The 17,496-nt window shown below is 39.1% G+C and carries 26 protein-coding genes; 25 read left to right on the top strand and 1 reads right to left on the bottom strand.

Features of this window, described 5'->3' with window-relative positions; all coding sequences use genetic code 11:
* Positions 1 to 4 precede the first annotated feature (4 nt).
* Complete coding sequence (locus KO529_RS00935) at positions 5 to 3,166, bottom strand: SusC/RagA family TonB-linked outer membrane protein (protein WP_215946052.1); 3,162 nt, start codon at positions 3,164 to 3,166, stop codon at positions 5 to 7.
* Between the two features lie 573 nt (positions 3,167 to 3,739).
* Here KO529_RS00935 and rpsL point away from each other — a divergent pair.
* The 25 genes from rpsL to secY all read left to right on the top strand — a co-directional run bounded on the left by rpsL (position 3,740) and on the right by secY (position 17,494).
* Entirely contained in the window at positions 3,740 to 4,114 is a 375-nt protein-coding gene (gene rpsL / locus KO529_RS00930) for a 30S ribosomal protein S12 (RefSeq protein WP_031445118.1), read from the top strand.
* A 77-nt stretch (positions 4,115 to 4,191) separates the two neighbouring features.
* Positions 4,192 to 4,668: a 30S ribosomal protein S7 gene (gene rpsG, locus KO529_RS00925; protein WP_072865355.1), complete on the top strand. Its 477-nt coding sequence runs from the start codon at positions 4,192 to 4,194 to the stop codon at positions 4,666 to 4,668.
* Positions 4,669 to 4,677: 9 nt separating this feature from the next.
* Positions 4,678 to 6,810: an elongation factor G gene (fusA, locus tag KO529_RS00920; RefSeq protein WP_215946051.1), complete on the top strand. Its 2,133-nt coding sequence runs from the start codon at positions 4,678 to 4,680 to the stop codon at positions 6,808 to 6,810.
* Positions 6,811 to 6,821: 11 nt separating this feature from the next.
* Entirely contained in the window at positions 6,822 to 7,127 is a 306-nt protein-coding gene (gene rpsJ / locus KO529_RS00915) for a 30S ribosomal protein S10 (RefSeq protein WP_010230113.1), read from the top strand.
* Between the two features lie 159 nt (positions 7,128 to 7,286).
* The gene (rplC, locus tag KO529_RS00910; RefSeq protein ID WP_031445115.1) at positions 7,287 to 7,907 is read left to right on the top strand and encodes a 50S ribosomal protein L3; all 621 of its coding nucleotides are present in this window, start codon (positions 7,287 to 7,289) and stop codon (positions 7,905 to 7,907) included.
* Positions 7,907 to 8,536 carry a 50S ribosomal protein L4 gene (gene rplD / locus KO529_RS00905; RefSeq protein WP_215946050.1) on the top strand — a complete coding sequence of 210 codons (630 nt, stop codon included), beginning with the start codon at positions 7,907 to 7,909 and terminating at the stop codon, positions 8,534 to 8,536. The genes rplC and rplD overlap by 1 nt, the downstream gene beginning before the upstream one ends.
* 7 nt (positions 8,537 to 8,543) lie before the next feature.
* Positions 8,544 to 8,834 (top strand): 50S ribosomal protein L23, encoded by a 291-nt coding sequence (gene rplW, locus KO529_RS00900; protein ID WP_215946049.1) that lies wholly within the window; start codon positions 8,544 to 8,546, stop codon positions 8,832 to 8,834.
* A gap of 9 nt (positions 8,835 to 8,843) precedes the next feature.
* Positions 8,844 to 9,668, top strand: a complete 825-nt coding sequence (gene rplB / locus KO529_RS00895) for a 50S ribosomal protein L2 (protein ID WP_215946048.1) — start codon at positions 8,844 to 8,846, stop codon at positions 9,666 to 9,668.
* A gap of 13 nt (positions 9,669 to 9,681) precedes the next feature.
* Positions 9,682 to 9,960 (top strand): 30S ribosomal protein S19, encoded by a 279-nt coding sequence (gene rpsS, locus KO529_RS00890; RefSeq protein ID WP_026810026.1) that lies wholly within the window; start codon positions 9,682 to 9,684, stop codon positions 9,958 to 9,960.
* Positions 9,961 to 9,963: 3 nt separating this feature from the next.
* Complete coding sequence (gene rplV, locus KO529_RS00885) at positions 9,964 to 10,371, top strand: 50S ribosomal protein L22 (protein ID WP_031445111.1); 408 nt, start codon at positions 9,964 to 9,966, stop codon at positions 10,369 to 10,371.
* Positions 10,372 to 10,381: 10 nt separating this feature from the next.
* The gene (gene rpsC / locus KO529_RS00880; RefSeq protein WP_031445110.1) at positions 10,382 to 11,104 is read left to right on the top strand and encodes a 30S ribosomal protein S3; all 723 of its coding nucleotides are present in this window, start codon (positions 10,382 to 10,384) and stop codon (positions 11,102 to 11,104) included.
* Positions 11,105 to 11,124: 20 nt separating this feature from the next.
* Positions 11,125 to 11,544, top strand: a complete 420-nt coding sequence (gene rplP, locus KO529_RS00875; RefSeq protein WP_072865349.1) for a 50S ribosomal protein L16 — start codon at positions 11,125 to 11,127, stop codon at positions 11,542 to 11,544.
* Positions 11,545 to 11,561: 17 nt separating this feature from the next.
* Positions 11,562 to 11,753 carry a 50S ribosomal protein L29 gene (gene rpmC, locus KO529_RS00870; protein WP_031445108.1) on the top strand — a complete coding sequence of 64 codons (192 nt, stop codon included), beginning with the start codon at positions 11,562 to 11,564 and terminating at the stop codon, positions 11,751 to 11,753.
* 13 nt (positions 11,754 to 11,766) lie between these two features.
* Positions 11,767 to 12,024, top strand: coding sequence for a 30S ribosomal protein S17 (gene rpsQ / locus KO529_RS00865; protein ID WP_031445107.1), 258 nt, complete (start codon positions 11,767 to 11,769; stop codon positions 12,022 to 12,024).
* A 2-nt stretch (positions 12,025 to 12,026) separates the two neighbouring features.
* On the top strand, positions 12,027 to 12,395 hold the full coding sequence (rplN, locus tag KO529_RS00860; protein ID WP_031445106.1) for a 50S ribosomal protein L14: 369 nt from the start codon (positions 12,027 to 12,029) through the stop codon (positions 12,393 to 12,395).
* A 13-nt stretch (positions 12,396 to 12,408) separates the two neighbouring features.
* Entirely contained in the window at positions 12,409 to 12,723 is a 315-nt protein-coding gene (gene rplX, locus KO529_RS00855; protein ID WP_110357441.1) for a 50S ribosomal protein L24, read from the top strand.
* Between the two features lie 2 nt (positions 12,724 to 12,725).
* Entirely contained in the window at positions 12,726 to 13,277 is a 552-nt protein-coding gene (gene rplE / locus KO529_RS00850) for a 50S ribosomal protein L5 (RefSeq protein WP_117020122.1), read from the top strand.
* Position 13,278: 1 nt separating this feature from the next.
* Entirely contained in the window at positions 13,279 to 13,548 is a 270-nt protein-coding gene (rpsN, locus tag KO529_RS00845; RefSeq protein WP_110357439.1) for a 30S ribosomal protein S14, read from the top strand.
* A gap of 67 nt (positions 13,549 to 13,615) precedes the next feature.
* Positions 13,616 to 14,014, top strand: a complete 399-nt coding sequence (gene rpsH / locus KO529_RS00840; protein WP_215946047.1) for a 30S ribosomal protein S8 — start codon at positions 13,616 to 13,618, stop codon at positions 14,012 to 14,014.
* A 20-nt stretch (positions 14,015 to 14,034) separates the two neighbouring features.
* A complete protein-coding gene (rplF, locus tag KO529_RS00835) occupies positions 14,035 to 14,577 on the top strand; it encodes a 50S ribosomal protein L6 (RefSeq protein WP_072865345.1) in 543 nt (180 codons plus the stop codon).
* Positions 14,578 to 14,588: 11 nt separating this feature from the next.
* Entirely contained in the window at positions 14,589 to 14,945 is a 357-nt protein-coding gene (gene rplR, locus KO529_RS00830) for a 50S ribosomal protein L18 (RefSeq protein WP_215946046.1), read from the top strand.
* A gap of 7 nt (positions 14,946 to 14,952) precedes the next feature.
* Positions 14,953 to 15,477 (top strand): 30S ribosomal protein S5, encoded by a 525-nt coding sequence (rpsE, locus tag KO529_RS00825; protein ID WP_031445099.1) that lies wholly within the window; start codon positions 14,953 to 14,955, stop codon positions 15,475 to 15,477.
* A gap of 13 nt (positions 15,478 to 15,490) precedes the next feature.
* Positions 15,491 to 15,670: a 50S ribosomal protein L30 gene (rpmD, locus tag KO529_RS00820; protein ID WP_072865343.1), complete on the top strand. Its 180-nt coding sequence runs from the start codon at positions 15,491 to 15,493 to the stop codon at positions 15,668 to 15,670.
* Between the two features lie 15 nt (positions 15,671 to 15,685).
* Positions 15,686 to 16,138 (top strand): 50S ribosomal protein L15, encoded by a 453-nt coding sequence (gene rplO / locus KO529_RS00815; protein WP_215946045.1) that lies wholly within the window; start codon positions 15,686 to 15,688, stop codon positions 16,136 to 16,138.
* A 12-nt stretch (positions 16,139 to 16,150) separates the two neighbouring features.
* Complete coding sequence (secY, locus tag KO529_RS00810; protein ID WP_215946044.1) at positions 16,151 to 17,494, top strand: preprotein translocase subunit SecY; 1,344 nt, start codon at positions 16,151 to 16,153, stop codon at positions 17,492 to 17,494.
* The last annotated feature ends 2 nt before the right edge of the window (positions 17,495 to 17,496 follow it).

Raw genomic sequence — 17,496 nt, 5'->3', positions numbered from 1 at the left:
TTTATTAAAATGTTACATTAATCTTAAAACCATATCTTTTGGAACTTGGCGCAGATTGAGTTTCAATGCCTTGTAAGTTGGATGCTCCATAGGCATTTACGTCAGGGTCATAATTGGTGTACTTAGGTACATTTGGCGCAAAATACCAAAGATTATTACCAATTAGGGCGATGGATAAAGAACCAATAAATGTTTTCTCAAGAAATTTTTTGGGTAAATCATATGCCAAGGCAACTTCCCTTAACCTAAACACGGTACCATCATAAATGGTGCCCTCATCTACTGTGTTAATACCAAAAGTATTACCAGTAGTGGTAGGCGAGAAATATAGGTTGTTCATTGTAATTTGTGTGGTGTTCGGAATTTTGTTTCCTGAACCGTCCAAAATAGGTTCTCCCGTAGTTGGATTACCATAAAAACCAGGTATTATAAAGGTGCGTTCCCGGTCTTCGGTATCCTTGGTTACCCCTCTACCCAATAATGCAGCCAAACCTGATGAGGAAAAATCCCCTCCTTCTTTCCAATCAACCTGAGCTCTTAAACTAAGAGTTTTATATTTGAGAGTGTTGGTGAACCCAATTTTAAAATCGGGTGTCGGGTCTCCTACAACCGCATCTGACGTAGCTTGTAGAATACCACCGCTCCCTTCTTCAATAAGATAGTTGCCCTCATCATCCCTGGCGAAAGCCGTGCCATAAAAAACACCAAATGGCTGTCCTTTTTGTACATAGGCAATTTGATTAACATCAATTGGAAATCTTTCCAATCCATCAATCAATTCTTTAACCTCATTTCTGTTTTTGGTAAACGAAGTAAAGGATGTCCAGCTAAAGTTTTCGGTTCTTACGGGTATCAGTGTCAATCCAATTTCAACTCCCTTGTTTTCCATTTCACCAATATTGGTCAAGAATGAGGTGTAACCTGTAGATGTTGGAACATTTACTTCAGAAATCAAGTCGGTCGTGGTCTTCTGGTACCAAGTGAAATCAATCATAAAGCGTCTATTCAAAAACTCTAGATCGGCGCCAATTTCGAATTCCTCTGTGTTTTCAGGAACCAAGTCGGGGTTCCCCAAGGTGGTTGGTAAAAATACAACAGGTTGTCCGGCATATACGTCGCCTAGGCCATATACCTTGTTGATTTGATATGCATCGGCATCACGGCCAACGTTGGCCCAACCACCTCTAATTTTACCGTAGTTCAGAATATCGCCACCAATGTCAAAGGCATCGGTAAAAATAAATGATGAGGAAACGGATGGATATAGGAAACTGTTGCCATTTTTTGGTAAAGTTGAAGACCAATCATTTCTGGCGGTGGCATTTAAGAACAAATAATCCTTATAGTTTAGCCCCATATCACCAAAAACACCTACTATCCTTTTTCTCGTAGTATCATTAAAATCTGCTGTTACGTTGGCCGTATTTTTAATGGTAAATATATCATCGGCGATAAGGCCTGTACCTGTATAGCCAACGTTGTGGGTAGATTTTTGGTTTACATTGTTACCTACCATTAAGTTTAGGTTCAGATCCTGGGCCAAATCATAATTAAAGGTAACTAGGAATGTAGATTCAATTTCTTCACTGTCGTAATCTTGGGTTCTTACTTGGCCTATGCCAGCGGCGGCCCTAGAACCCTTGTCTGTGATTTCAACCCTCCCCAAGTCATACTTATTGATACCTAATTGATATCTCGCATTAATGTGGTCGTTAAAGTCATAGGAAAAATTTACATTGGCGACAGTTCTATTAACACTACTTATAATCTGGTTGTGTTTCCAGGACCATAAAGGGTGGTCATAACCACCGTTCGGAACTACAGGTGCTCCTGTTACTGGGTGCTCATAAGGTAAGTTGAAATCCCAGGTCCTTCCTAGCACCATTGTTCTTGCAAAGGAGGAAGCTGCTCCTGCGTATTGATTTTCTCCAAAGAAAGCACCTACTTGTTCGCTATCGGAATAGCTTAAATTGGCTCCGATCCTTAAACCATTTTCCAGTTTAAAATTACCCCCTGTAGAAATATTGGTCCTTTTGTATGTGTTGTAAGGGATATATCCTTCTTGATCAAGATTGGAAAGGGTTAGGCTAAAATTTGAATTTTCGTTCGCCGTACTCACGTTAATCGAATTATCTCTGACAATACCGGTCCTGAACAAATCCTTAACATTGTTCGGTTGTGCTACATAGGGAACCGTTGGTCCAAATAGATCTGGGAAAGCTGATAATAAAGGTCCCCAGGTAGGAATGGTTTCCAGGGAGTCAAATCTGGCACCCCAAGAACCATTGGCATTGTTATAATTAAAGTTGGTTCCGTTACCGTAAGTATTCTGATATTCAGGAAGGTTGGCTATTTTCTCAAAATACAGCCCGCTATTCAGGGAGACTTCAAATTTCTTATTTGAAAACCCGCCCGACTGACCTGACTTTGTTGTGATAACAATAACCCCATTAACGGCTCTTGAGCCGTATAGTGCAGCAGCCACAGCGCCTTTTAGCACTTCAACATTGGCAATGTCATTAGGGTCCAAAGAGGATATCCCAGATTCATAGCTACCACCACTATCGGTAACCTGATCAGAGGTTTCCAATTCATCATTACTATAAGGAGTGCCATCTACAACAAATAAGGGTTGGTTTCCTCCTTGAAATGAAGTTGTTCCACGAATATTGATTTTGTTAGCAGCTCCGGCAACCCCGGTTGAGACGTTAACATCAACTCCAGGTACTTTACCGTTAAGGGAACGTATAAGGTCTGGTTCAGAATTCTCTGTGATATCTTCCGATTTTACGGATGCAACCGAATACCCTAAGGATTTGGGCTTTCTTTTAATCCCGAATGCCGTAACGACCACTTCTTCCAAAGCCTGCGCATCCTCCTCCAATTGGATGTCAATGGTGTTACTGGCACCGACTGTCATACTAGCATTTTTTTGACCTATATAAGAGAATACCAAAACTTGCCCAACGCTTGCATCGATGGAGTAAAGTCCATCAAAATCTGTTTGGGTTCCAGTTGTAGTTCCCTCTACTAGGATGTTCACTCCAGGGAGCGGCAGGCCGTCTTGGTCCGTAACCGTACCTGAAATCGTTTTTTCTTGTGCAAAGGATAATTGCACAATCAACGCTAGGAATAGCGTTAGGATTCCACTTAACTTTGTTTTCATTTTATGATTATTTGAATTAGCAACTGCAAAAATCTTAAATCTCTGTTAATAAAACAAGCTTTTGGGCATATTTCTTATGCACGCATAATAAAATAATGTTAAAAAAGTCTGTTTGGGAGGTTAATTATGAATTTTTAACACATTAGTATGTGATATTTTTACATTTAAAACATTAGTCTGACTTATTTGTAGGATTTTTTTTCATAAAACACGTTAATATATTGACAAATTCGCAATAATCACAATTATTGGGAGCTATTCGAGGTTTTGATTATGTTATTCTTTGTGATTAATCGATTAAGCTGAGAATGTATTAAAATATGGTTGAATTGTATTGTGTTTATTCTCTGTTTTTGACTTGTTTTGGTTTAAATTTCATGATCACGGATAAGTCATTTTTAGTTCTTTTGAATCTTCATTAAAAGGTGTAATTAGATCTAATTCTGACCTACTGAATATGTTGCGGATAAAAAATATAAAAAATAAATAGCGTAGGGTTTGAATTATTGTGAATAATTACTACATTTGCCAGCCCTTAAAAGAGGGGTTAAGTTTTTATTATACAAAAATAGTATGCCAACAATTTCACAATTAGTACGAAAAGGAAGAGTCACGATTACTAAGAAGAGTAAATCGGCTGCTTTGGATTCGTGTCCTCAAAGAAGAGGTGTATGTACACGTGTTTATACTACCACTCCTAAGAAACCAAACTCTGCAATGCGTAAAGTTGCAAGGGTAAGGTTGACCAACGGGAAGGAAGTTAACGCCTACATACCAGGTGAGGGTCACAATTTACAAGAGCACTCGATAGTATTAGTAAGAGGCGGAAGGGTAAAGGATTTGCCAGGAGTTAGGTATCATATCGTAAGAGGTGCCTTGGATACAGCAGGTGTTGCTGGAAGGACACAACGTAGATCTAAATACGGAGCAAAACGCCCTAAGAAGTAAAAATTTGTTAAGAGTTATTTATTAAAGGAGTAAGTTCTTTGGTATTTGACTATTGACCATTAACTCAAAAAGAAGAAATGAGAAAAAAGCAGGCAAAAAAGAGACCACTTTTACCAGATCCAAGGTTTAATGACCAATTGGTGACCCGTTTTGTTAATATGATGATGTGGGATGGTAAGAAGTCGGTAGCCTTTAAAGTTTTTTACGATGCTATAGATATCGTAGAAGAGAAAAAGACAGACGAAGAAAAAACAGCATTGGAGCTTTGGAAAGATGCATTGTCCAATGTTATGCCTCATGTAGAGGTAAGAAGTAGAAGGGTAGGAGGAGCTACTTTTCAGATTCCTATGCAGATCAGACCAGACCGAAAAATTTCAACCGCAATGAAATGGCTTATCAGTTATTCTCGTAAGAGAAATGAAAAGGCCATGTCGCAAAAATTGGCAGGGGAAATTTTGGCTGCATCAAAAGAAGAAGGTGCTGCTGTTAAGAAAAGAGTGGATACTCATAAAATGGCTGAGGCCAATAAGGCATTCTCACACTTTAGATTTTAATAAGCAGAAATGGCAAGAGATTTAAAATATACAAGAAATATTGGAATTGCAGCACATATTGATGCTGGAAAAACAACTACTACCGAAAGGATTTTGTTCTATACGGGAGTTAGTCATAAAATAGGTGAGGTGCACGATGGTGCGGCTACGATGGACTGGATGGAGCAGGAGCAGGAAAGGGGTATTACCATTACTTCTGCTGCTACTACCTGTGAATGGAATTTCCCGATGAAAAATGGGGCCGTTATAGATGAGACCAAGCCTTATCACTTTAATATTATAGATACTCCGGGACACGTTGATTTTACCGTTGAGGTAAACCGTTCCTTAAGGGTATTGGATGGTCTGGTATTCTTATTTAGTGCGGTTGATGGTGTTGAGCCACAATCAGAAACTAACTGGAGATTGGCAGATAACTACAAAGTGCCAAGAATGGGCTTTGTTAATAAAATGGACCGTCAAGGATCTAACTTCTTAAACGTGTGTAAGCAGGTTAGGGAGATGTTGAAATCCAATGCAGTGCCAATTGTATTGCCTATAGGTGATGAAGCTGATTTTAGAGGTGTAGTTGACTTGGTTAAGAACCGTGCAATTGTATGGCACGAGGAAAACTTTGGTGGTACTTTTGATGTAGTGGATATTCCGGCCGACATGAAAGATGAGGTTAGGGAATACAGAGCTGCTTTGATCGAGGCTGTTGCCGAGTATGATGAAACTTTAATGGAAAAATTCTTCGAAGACGAAGATTCCATTACCGAAGATGAAGTACACGCTGCTTTAAGGGCTGCTGTTATGGATATGAGTATCATACCTATGATCTGTGGTTCTTCATTTAAGAACAAAGGGGTTCAATTTTTATTGGATGCCGTATGTCGCTACTTGCCATCACCTTTGGATAAGGATGCTATTGTAGGTACTAATCCTGACACTGAAAAGCCTGAGTCCAGGAAGCCAAGTGTTAAGGAGCCATTTGCTGCCTTGGCATTTAAGATAGCTACTGATCCTTTTGTAGGTCGTTTGGCATTCTTTAGGGCTTATTCAGGTAGATTGGATGCTGGTTCTTATGTATTGAACAATCGTTCAGGAAACAAGGAGCGTATTTCCAGGATTTACCAAATGCATGCCAACAAGCAAAATGCAGTGGAGTATATTGAGGCTGGGGATATAGGTGCAGCTGTTGGGTTTAAGGATATTAAGACCGGGGATACCTTGTCTGATGAAAAACACCCAATTGTTTTGGAAAGTATGAACTTCCCTGATCCGGTTATCGGTATTGCGGTAGAGCCCAAAACAAAAGCTGACGTTGATAAATTGGGAATGGCTTTGGCTAAATTGGCTGAAGAAGATCCAACTTTCCAAGTAAAAACAGATGAAGCATCCGGTCAAACTATTATTTCCGGTATGGGTGAGCTTCACTTGGATATTATTGTTGACCGTTTAAGACGTGAGTTTAAGGTTGAAGTAAGTCAAGGTGAGCCACAAGTTGAATATAAAGAAGCATTGACCAAGACGGCTGCTCATAGAGAGGTTTACAAAAAGCAATCTGGTGGTCGTGGTAAATTTGGTGATATCGTCTTTGAGATGGGACCTGCTGATGATGATTTTGCTGGAACTGGTTTACAGTTTGTTGATGAGATCAAAGGTGGTCGTATACCAAAAGAATTTATCGGTCCTGTTGAAAAAGGATTTACAGCTGCTATGAAAAATGGACCATTGGCCGGTTATGAAATGGATAGAATGAAAGTGGTTCTTAAGGATGGATCTTTCCACCCTGTGGATTCTGATGCGCTATCTTTTGAATTGGCTGCCAAAATGGGTTATAAAGCTGCTGGAAAAGCTGCAGGTGCTGTAGTTATGGAGCCTATCATGAAATTGGAGGTTTTGACTCCTGAAGAAAACATGGGTGATATAGTAGGTGACTTGAACCGTAGAAGGGGAACTGTTACCAACATGGATGACAGAGCAGGTGCCAAAGTAATTAAAGGTACAGTGCCATTGTCCGAAATGTTTGGATATGTAACTTCTTTGAGAACTTTGTCTTCTGGTAGGGCAACTTCTACAATGGAATTTTCACATTACGCTGAAACACCATCCAATATTTCAGAAGAGGTTATCAAGAAAGCAAAAGGATTAACAGCTTAAATCGTACTAAGATGAGTCAAAAAATTAGAATAAAATTAAAGTCGTACGACCATAACTTGGTAGATAAATCTGCTGAGAAGATCGTAAAAACGGTAAAGACTACAGGTGCGGTGGTAACTGGACCAATTCCTTTGCCAACACATAAGAAAATATTTACTGTTTTGCGTTCACCGCACGTAAATAAGAAAGCAAGAGAGCAGTTCCAATTAAGTTCTTACAAAAGGCTTTTGGATATATACAGCTCTTCATCAAAGACCATTGATGCCCTAATGAAGTTGGAACTTCCTAGTGGTGTTGAGGTTGAGATCAAGGTATAGTTCTGATTTCGGAATTCATAATTCGAAATTATGAAAGACATGTCCCGAGCGTTTCGCGAAGGAAAAACGGAAAAAAATATATTCAGGGTTGAATTGTTTTTTGACCCTGTTTTTTTGTCGATAATTTAAATAGTAATTAATTAATAATCAATTATAAATATGTCTGGGTTAATAGGTAGAAAAATAGGTATGACCAGCATTTTCGATGAAAATGGAAAGAATATTCCATGTACAGTAATCGAAGCTGGACCATGCGTAGTTACCCAAGTCAGAACCGAAGAGGTGGACGGGTACAATGCCCTTCAGCTTGGTTTCGATGACAAGGCAGAAAAACGTGCTAATAAAGCGGCTACAGGTCACTTTAAAAAAGCAGGAGCTTCTCCTAAGAAAAAAGTCATGGAATTCAGGTATTTTGAAGAAGGTGCGCACAAATTAGGGGATACTCTTGGAGTTGACCTTTTTGTGGAAGGAGAATTTGTTGATGTAATCGGTACCTCTAAAGGTAAAGGTTTTCAAGGTGTTGTTAAAAGACACGGCTTCGGCGGTGTTGGTCAATCAACCCACGGTCAGCACAATAGGTTAAGGGCTCCAGGTTCCATTGGTGCTGCTTCATATCCTGCAAGAGTTTTTAAGGGAATGAAAATGGCCGGTAGAATGGGTAGCGATAGGGTTACCGTTCAGAACCTAAGAGTATTAAAGATTGTTCCAGAGAAGAACCTTTTAGTAGTAAAAGGTTGTGTTCCTGGTCATAAGAACGCTTACGTAACTATTGAGAAGTAATGAAGGTAGCAGTTTTAGATATAAAGGGAAAAGAAACAGGTAGAAAGGTTGAGCTTTCGGACGCTGTATTCGCAATAGAACCAAACAATCATGCTGTTTATTTGGATGTTAAGCAATATTTGGCACACCAAAGACAGGGTACGCACAAATCCAAAGAGCGTGCTGAAATAGCAGGTAGTACAAGAAAGATCAAAAAACAAAAGGGTACAGGTACTGCTCGTGCGGGTAGTATTAAGTCTCCGGTGTTTAGAGGTGGTGGACGTATTTTTGGGCCAAGACCAAAGGATTATAAGCAAAAATTGAACAAGAATGTTAAGCGTTTGGCCAGAAGGTCTGCCTTGACTTTGAAGTCAAAAGACAATGCTATAGTTGTGGTTGAGGATTTCAATTTTGAAACGCCAAAAACTAAGGATTTTAAGCAAATTTTGAAGTCTTTGGGCTTGGAGAATAAAAAATCCTTAATTGTGTTGGGTGATTCAAATAATAACGTATATTTGTCCTCACGCAATTTAGAGCGTTCTGAGGTTATAACTAACTCAGAATTAAGCACTTACAAAATATTAAACGCTAACAACCTAGTGTTGTTGGAAGGTTCTTTGGAAGGAATCGAATCGAACTTAATTAAATAAGCGAACCATGGGTGTGTTGATAAAGCCAATTATTACGGAAAAAATGACTGCTGATAGCGAGTTGCACAATCGTTATGGTTTTTTTGTTGATCCAAAAGCCAACAAGATTCAGATTAAGGAAGCAGTGGAAGCAACTTATGGTGTTTCTGTCGATAAAGTTCGAACAATGAATTATGGTCCTTCGCGCAAGTCGCGTTACACCAAGACTGGTGTACAGCACGGAAAGACAAGTGGTTTCAAAAAAGCCATTGTTGATGTAGCAGAAGGAGATATTATTGATTTTTACAGTAATCTATAAAGACAAAAAATGTCAGTTAGAAAATTAAAACCAATCACTCCTGGGCAGCGTTTTAGAGTAGTAAACGGATTTGACGCCATTACTACTGATAAGCCGGAAAAAAGCTTGCTTGCTCCGTTAAAAAAGTCGGGAGGTAGAAACAGTCAAGGAAAAATGACCATGCGCCAAAAAGGTGGAGGTCATAAGAGAAGGTATCGTGTTATTGATTTCAAAAGGGAGAAGCAAGGAGTTGCTGCCACTGTTGAATCAATTCAGTACGATCCAAACAGAACAGCTTTTATAGCATTATTGGTATATACCGATGGCGAAAAGAGATATGTAATTGCTCCAAACGGTTTACAAGTTGGACAAGAAGTATCTTCTGGTGCCGGGGTTGCTCCAGAAATCGGGAATGCACTTCCTTTGAGTGAAATACCTTTGGGTACTATCATTTCGGGAATTGAATTGCGTCCTGGACAAGGAGCGGTAATGGCAAGAAGTGCCGGTACATTTGCTCAGTTAATGGCGAAGGACGGTAAGTTTGTTACCATTAAATTGCCATCAGGTGAAACCAGATTGGTTTTAGCAGATTGTTTGGCCACTATAGGTGCAGTATCCAACTCGGATCATCAGTTATTGGTGTCAGGGAAGGCTGGTAGAAGTAGATGGTTGGGAAGAAGACCAAGAACAAGACCGGTAGCGATGAACCCTGTTGATCACCCCATGGGTGGTGGAGAAGGTAGGGCTTCTGGAGGTCATCCTAGATCTAGAAACGGAATTCCTGCAAAAGGTTACAGGACCCGTTCCAAGACCAAGAGTACCAACAAGTATATTTTAGAACGTAGAAAGAAATAAAAAGTAGAAAGAAATGGCACGTTCATTAAAGAAAGGACCTTACGTTCACTATAGTTTGGATAAAAAAGTCCAACAAAATGTTGAATCTGGTAAAAAGGCAGTCATTAAGACATGGTCTAGAGCTTCTATGATTACTCCTGATTTTGTAGGTCAGACAATAGCGGTTCACAATGGAAAGCAATTTGTACCTGTTTTTGTAACAGAGAACATGGTGGGTCACAAATTAGGTGAATTTTCTCCGACACGATCTTTTAGGGGTCACGCTGGAGCAAAAAATAAAGGAAAAAAGTAAGCTATGGGAGTTCGTAAAAAACAAATGGCCGAAAGAATTAAGGCAGAAAAGCAGCAAATAGCGTTTGCAAAGTTGAATAATTGCCCTACTTCCCCTAGAAAAATGCGCTTGGTAGCGGATTTGGTTAGAGGTGTAAAAGTGGAGAAAGCGCTTGCTATTTTGAAATTCAACCAAAAGGAATCATCTCGTAGATTGGAGAAGTTATTGCTTTCTGCAATAGCTAACTGGCAATCCAAGAATGAGGATGCGAGTGTTGAGGATGCTGAACTTTTTGTTAAGGAAATCAGAGTGGATGGTGGAAGTATGTTGAAAAGACTGCGTCCTGCCCCACAGGGAAGAGCACATAGAATTAGAAAACGTTCCAACCACGTTACCTTGGTTTTGGGATCTAACAATAACACACAAAGCTAGAGCATTTAGTATGGGACAGAAAACAAATCCAATCGGAAATCGTCTAGGAATTATCAGAGGATGGGAATCTAACTGGTACGGTGGAAACGATTATGGTGATAAACTTGCCGAAGACGATAAGATCAGAAAATATGTTCATGCACGTTTGGCAAAAGCGAGTGTGTCTAGAATTATTATTGAGCGTACCCTTAAGTTGATTACGGTTACCATTACCACTGCAAGACCAGGTATTATCATTGGTAAAGGTGGTCAAGAAGTAGACAAATTAAAAGAGGAGCTTAAGAAGATTACGGATAAGGAAGTTCAGATCAACATTTTTGAGATCAAAAGACCTGAATTGGACGCTAATCTTGTAGCTGCCAGTGTAGCACGCCAAATTGAAAGTAGAATTTCTTTTAGAAGGGCTATAAAAATGGCAATCGCAGCGGCCATGAGAATGAACGCTGAGGGAATTAAAATTCAGATTTCTGGACGTTTGAACGGAGCTGAAATGGCAAGATCCGAATCTTATAAAGATGGTAGGATTCCATTGTCCACTTTTAGAGCTGATATAGACTATGCATTACATGAAGCGCATACTACCTATGGAAGATTGGGTATTAAAGTATGGATCATGAAAGGTGAGGTTTATGGAAAGAGAGAGCTTTCTCCATTAGTTGGTATGGCTAAGAGCCAGGCGCCAGGTAAAGGTGGTAAGCAAGAAGGACCGAAGAAACAACGTCGTAGAAAGTAATTTTTTAAAGAAGTAAAGAAATGTTACAGCCAAAAAGGACTAAGTTCCGAAAAATGCAGAAAGGTCGTATGAAAGGGATCTCTGGAAGGGGTCATCAGCTTTCAAACGGTATGTTCGGTATTAAATCAATGGATACCTCTTTTATAACATCGCGCCAAATAGAAGCAGCTCGTATTGCTGCAACTAGGTACATGAAGAGAGAAGGCCAATTATGGATCAAAATATTCCCGGACAAGCCTATCACCAAGAAACCTTTGGAGGTACGTATGGGTAAAGGTAAAGGTGCTCCAGAATATTTCGTAGCTGTGGTATTGCCAGGAAGGGTTATGTTTGAGGTTGCCGGTGTGTCTCTTGATATTGCAAAAGAGGCTTTGCGTCTTGCGGCACAGAAACTACCAGTAAGAACGAAATTTATTATTGCTAGGGACTATTCTGCTTAATATAATTGCAAGGAATCATGAAACAATCAGAAATAAAAGAATTATCAGTTGAGGGGTTAAAGGAAAAGAGTGCTGAATTTAAAAAACAGTATTCTGATTTGAAATTGGCCCATTCGGTTACACCATTGGAAAACCCTTTACTTATAAGAAAAGTGAGAAGAACGGTGGCTAGATTGGCAACTGAATTAACTAAAAGGGAATTACAATAATTGGTTCTGCTTTATGGAAAAAAGGAATTTAAGAAAAGAGAGAATAGGAGTTGTCACTAGCAACAAAATGGAGAAATCAGTAGTGGTTTCAGAAGTTAAACGTGTTAAGCACCCTATGTACGGTAAGTTCGTGTTGAAGACTAAGAAATATGTTGCGCACGATGAAAAGAACGATTGCAATATTGGCGATACGGTTAAGATAATGGAGACTCGTCCATTGAGTAAGACCAAATGTTGGAGATTAGTGGAAATCATTGAAAGAGCTAAATAATTATGTTACAGCAAGAATCTAGACTAAAAGTAGCGGACAATACGGGTGCAAAAGAAGTTTTGACCATTCGTGTGTTGGGAGGTACAAAAAGAAGATATGCTTCTGTTGGGGATAAAATTGTAGTTGCCGTTAAGGAAGCTACTCCTAATGGGGCTGTTAAAAAAGGTGCAGTTTCCACAGCAGTTGTTGTAAGAACAAAGAAAGAAGTTAGAAGACCTGATGGTTCTTATATTCGTTTCGATGATAATGCCTGTGTTCTTTTGAACCCAACTGGGGAAATGAGAGGAACACGTGTTTTTGGACCAGTGGCCAGGGAACTTCGTGATAAGCAGTTCATGAAAATTGTATCATTGGCTCCAGAGGTGCTTTAATAAAAATAGCAAAATGGGAAAATTAAAAATCAAAACAGGGGATACTGTTAGAATTATTGCCGGAGACCACAAAGGGGTAGAAGGTAAGGTTGTGAGTGTAGACCGTGAAAAAAACAAGGCGATAGTTGAAGGAGCCAATATGGTTTCCAAACACGAAAAGCCAAGTGCTAGCAATCCTCAAGGAGGGATTGTTAAGAAAGAGGCTCCCTTACAGATATCCAATCTGTCATTGATCGATCCAAAATCTGGAGAGACCACTAGAGTTGGATTTGAAGTAAGAGATGGTAAGAAAGTAAGATTTTCTAAGAAATCTAAAGAAGTAATTTAGTTATGGCTTACGTTCCAAGATTAAAACAGGAATATAAAGAAAGAGTTGTTAAGGCTCTTAAAGAGGAGTTTGGTTACAAAAATGTAATGCAGGTTCCTAAATTAGAAAAAATTGTTGTTAGTAGAGGTGTTGGTGCCGCTGTAGCGGATAAGAAACTTATAGACCATGCGGTAGATGAGTTGACCAATATTACTGGCCAAAAAGCAATTTCAACGATGTCTAAAAAGGATGTTGCTGCATTTAAATTACGTAAAGGAATGCCAATTGGGGCAAAAGTAACCTTACGTGGAGAGAGAATGTACGAATTCTTGGATAGATTGGTGACAACTGCATTGCCTAGGGTAAGGGATTTCCAAGGAATTAAGGCCACTGGTTTTGATGGAAGAGGGAATTATAATCTTGGTATTACGGAGCAAATCATATTTCCAGAAATAAACATTGATAAAATTAACAGAATCAATGGTATGGATATTACATTTGTAACTTCTGCGGAGACAGATAAAGAAGCTAAATCATTATTAACCGAATTAGGACTACCTTTTAAAAAGAATTAGTATGGCTAAAGAATCCATGAAGGCCCGTGAGGTCAAAAGAGCTAAAACTGTAGCTAAATATGCTGAGAAGAGAAAAGCCTTAAAAGAGGCTGGGGATTATGAGGGGTTACAGAAATTACCTAAAAATGCTTCTCCTGTTCGTATGCACAACCGTTGCAAACTAACTGGAAGACCAAAGGGTTACATGAGAACTTTCGGTATATCTAGGGTTACTTTTAGGGAAATGGCCAATAATGGTCTTATACCGGGAGTAAGAAAAGCTAGCTGGTAATAAAAGAGTATAAACTGGTTTCAGGTTTAACAATAGTGTTAAAAACCGTTACCGTAAATCAATAATTATGTTTACAGATCCAATTGCGGATTATTTAACGAGAATTAGAAATGCAAGTAGTGCCGGCCACAGAGTGGTTGAGATTCCTGCCTCTAATTTAAAGAAAGAGATTACTAAAATATTATTCGATCAAGGATATATTTTAAGCTACAAATTTGAAGATAGCGCGGTTCAGGGGACTATTAAAATAGCCTTGAAATATGACAAATTCACAAAAGAGCCGGTTATAAAGAAAATAAAGCGAGTTAGTACACCAGGACTTAGAAAATATGCTAGCTCCGAGGAGTTGCCAAGAGTATTAAACGGTCTTGGTATTGCTATTATTTCTACTTCCCATGGTGTAATGACCAGCAAACAGGCAAAGCTTGAGAATGCAGGTGGGGAAGTATTATGTTATGTTTATTAATACTATAAAGATTTAGAAAGATGTCTAGAACAGGTAATAATCCAATAGCAATTCCAGAAGGAGTAACCGTAGAGGTTAAGGAAGATGTTATTACTGTAAAAGGTAAGCTGGGAGAACTTTCCCAAGAATTTTCTGGTGCTGCTGTTAAGGTTGAAGATGGTCAAGTATTTGTTACAAGACCTTCAGATTCCAAGGAGCATAAAGCAAAACATGGTCTTTACAGATCTTTGATCTTTAATATGGTCCAAGGAGTTTCTAAAGGATGGGTAAAGGAATTGGAGTTGGTAGGAGTAGGATATCGTGCCAGTAACCAAGGACAAACATTGGATCTAGCTTTAGGATTTTCGCACAATATTGTTTTGGATTTGGCTTCAGAGGTAAAAGTGGAGACCGTATCCGAAAAAGGAAAGAATCCAATTATAAAGCTAAGTTCGCATGATAAGCAATTAGTGGGGCAGATCGCCGCTAAGATTAGATCTTTCCGTAAGCCAGAGCCTTACAAAGGAAAAGGAATTAAGTTCGTTGGTGAACAATTAAGAAGAAAAGCTGGTAAATCGGCTTAATAATTAGCATTATGGGATTAACGAAGACTGAAAGAAGACTACGTATCAGAAGGAGGATTAGAAAAATATCCTCAGGTACTGCAGAAAGGCCAAGGCTTGCTGTTTTTAGAAGCAATACTGGGATATACGCTCAAATCATTGATGATGTCGCTGGAACAACTTTAGTGTCCGCTTCCTCAAGGGATAAGGCGTTGGCTAAGGCTAAAGGGACTAAAACAGAAGTGGCTAACCTAGTTGGAAAGGCTATTGCCGAAAAGGCAAAAGAAGCTGGAATAGAAGCTGTTGCTTTTGATAGAGGTGGTAATTTATACCATGGACGAGTTAAATCATTAGCCGATGGCGCTAGGGAAGCAGGATTAAAATTCTAAGAATATTATGTATCAGAAATACAAAAACGTAGAGACTGTTAAGCCGGGAGGTTTAGAATTAAAAGATAGATTGGTTGGGGTACAACGTGTTACCAAAGTTACTAAAGGTGGTAGAGCGTTCGGTTTCTCTGCAATAGTTGTCGTAGGTGATGAAAATGGAGTTGTAGGTCACGGTCTAGGTAAGTCTAAGGAAGTTGCTACGGCAATTGCCAAGGCTATAGAAGATGCTAAAAAGAATCTTATTAGAATTCCATTGAACAAAGGTACTTTGCCGCATGAACAAAAAGGGAAATTCGGTGGAGCTAGAGTTTATATCCAGCCTGCATCGCATGGTACCGGAGTAATTGCAGGTGGTGCGGTTAGAGCAGTATTGGAAGCAGTAGGTGTTCATGATGTATTATCTAAATCACAAGGTTCTTCCAACCCTCATAACGTGGTAAAAGCTACTTTTGATGCGCTTTTGCAACTTAGAGGAGCAAAGACAGTTGCAAACCAAAGAGGTATTTCTTTAGAAAAAGTTTTTAAAGGATAAAACCAAGAATATAATGGGAAAGATTAAAGTAAAACAGGTAAAGAGCAGTATTAAAAGAGCTCAAAATCAAAAGAGAACATTAGAGGCTCTTGGTTTACGAAGAATAGGACAGGTGGTAGAACATGATGCTACCTCAAATATTCTTGGAATGATAAATAAAGTTAAACACTTAGTTTCCACAGAGGAGGCTTAATATAATTTTAGTGTTATGAATTTAAGTAATTTAAAGCCAGCGGAGGGTGCCGTCCAAAAAGCCGGTAAAGTCGTAGGTAGAGGTCAGGGTTCCGGTAAGGGAGGTACTGCTACCAGAGGACATAAAGGTGCTAAATCCAGATCTGGTTATTCTAAGAAAATTGGTTTCGAAGGTGGACAAATGCCATTGCAGAGACGTGTGCCAAAATTTGGTTTTACGAATATCAATAGAAAGGATTACGCTGGGATCAATCTTGAAAAATTACAGGAATTGGTAGATAAAGGAGCCATTAAGGATACGGTTACTTTGGAAATCCTTGTAGAAAATGGATTGGTTGGTAAAAACGATTTGGTTAAGATTCTTGGTAATGGAGAGCTAAAAGCTTCCCTTAAAGTTTCTGTACATAAATTTACAGCTACCGCAAAGGCCGCAATTGAGGCTGCAGGTGGTGAAGCTATAAGTTTATAAGCAAAGAATACTATGAAGAAATTTTTCGAGACATTATCAAATATTTGGAAGATTGAAGAACTAAAGGGTAGAATAATCGTTACCCTTGGTTTGCTTTTGGTGTATCGTTTTGGTGCACAGGTGGTTCTTCCAGGTATTGATTCTACCCAGTTAGGTGCTTTGGCATCCAGTACTGATAGTGGTATCTTAGGAATATTGAATGCCTTTACTGGAGGAGCATTGTCCAATGCCTCGGTTTTTGCGTTGGGAATTATGCCCTATATTTCTGCTTCCATTGTGGTGCAGTTAATGGGTATAGCCATTCCTTATCTTCAAAAGTTGCAAAAAGAAGGAGAAAGCGGAAGAAAGACGATCAATCAAATTACCAGATGGCTTACCATAGGTATATGTGTCGTTCAGGCTCCTGCTTATTTGTACAGTTTGGGAGCTTTAGGTGTTCCGGATAGTGCCTTCGTATTTGGTAAGGGACTTGATTTTGTGATTCCCTCAGTAATTATTTTGGTTGCTGGAACCATTTTTGCAATGTGGTTGGGTGAAAAAATTACCGATAAAGGTATCGGAAATGGTATATCCCTTCTGATCATGGTTGGTATTATCGCCAATATGCCACAGAATTTTGTACAGGAATTTATTTCCAGAACGGCTAATAACAACGGCGGACTAATGTTCATGCTTATTGAGGTCATCATCTGGTTCGTGGTAATATTGTTATGTGTGTTGTTGGTAATGGCTACTCGTCAGATTCCTGTTCAATACGCTAGAAGGACTGCTTCCGGTGGATATGAAAAGAATATCATGGGATCTAGACAGTATATTCCTTTAAAGTTGAATGCTTCTGGGGTAATGCCTATTATATTTGCGCAAGCTATTATGTTTGCACCAGGATTGTTGGGCAAGACCTTTAACAATACCGCTGTAGGACAGTGGATGGAAGTTCAATTCCAAGATATATTTGGATTGGCCTACAATCTTTTGTTCGGGTTCTTGATTATTGTTTTTACCTATTTTTATACGGCGATTACAGTACCTACCAATAAAATGGCCGATGATCTAAAAAGAAGTGGTGGTTTTATTCCTGGAATTAGACCAGGAAAGGAAACTGGAGATTTTTTGGATAAGATAATGTCGTTGATTACATTACCTGGATCTGTTTTCCTTGCGTTGTTGGCAGTATTGCCTGCAGTGATTGTAAAGCTTATGGATGTACAGGCAGGATGGGCATTGTTTTACGGAGGAACGTCATTGTTGATTATGGTAGGTGTGGCGATCGATACAGTGCAACAAGTAAATTCTTATTTGTTGAACAGACATTACGACGGTTTAATGAAATCAGGAAAAAATAGAAAGGTAGCATAGAT

The organism is Arenibacter algicola (assembly GCF_018860365.1).
Classification (GTDB): Bacteria; Bacteroidota; Bacteroidia; order Flavobacteriales; family Flavobacteriaceae; genus Arenibacter; species Arenibacter algicola_B.
Note: the sequence above shows the minus strand (reverse complement) of the source record. Positions and strands in the feature narration are given on the sequence as shown.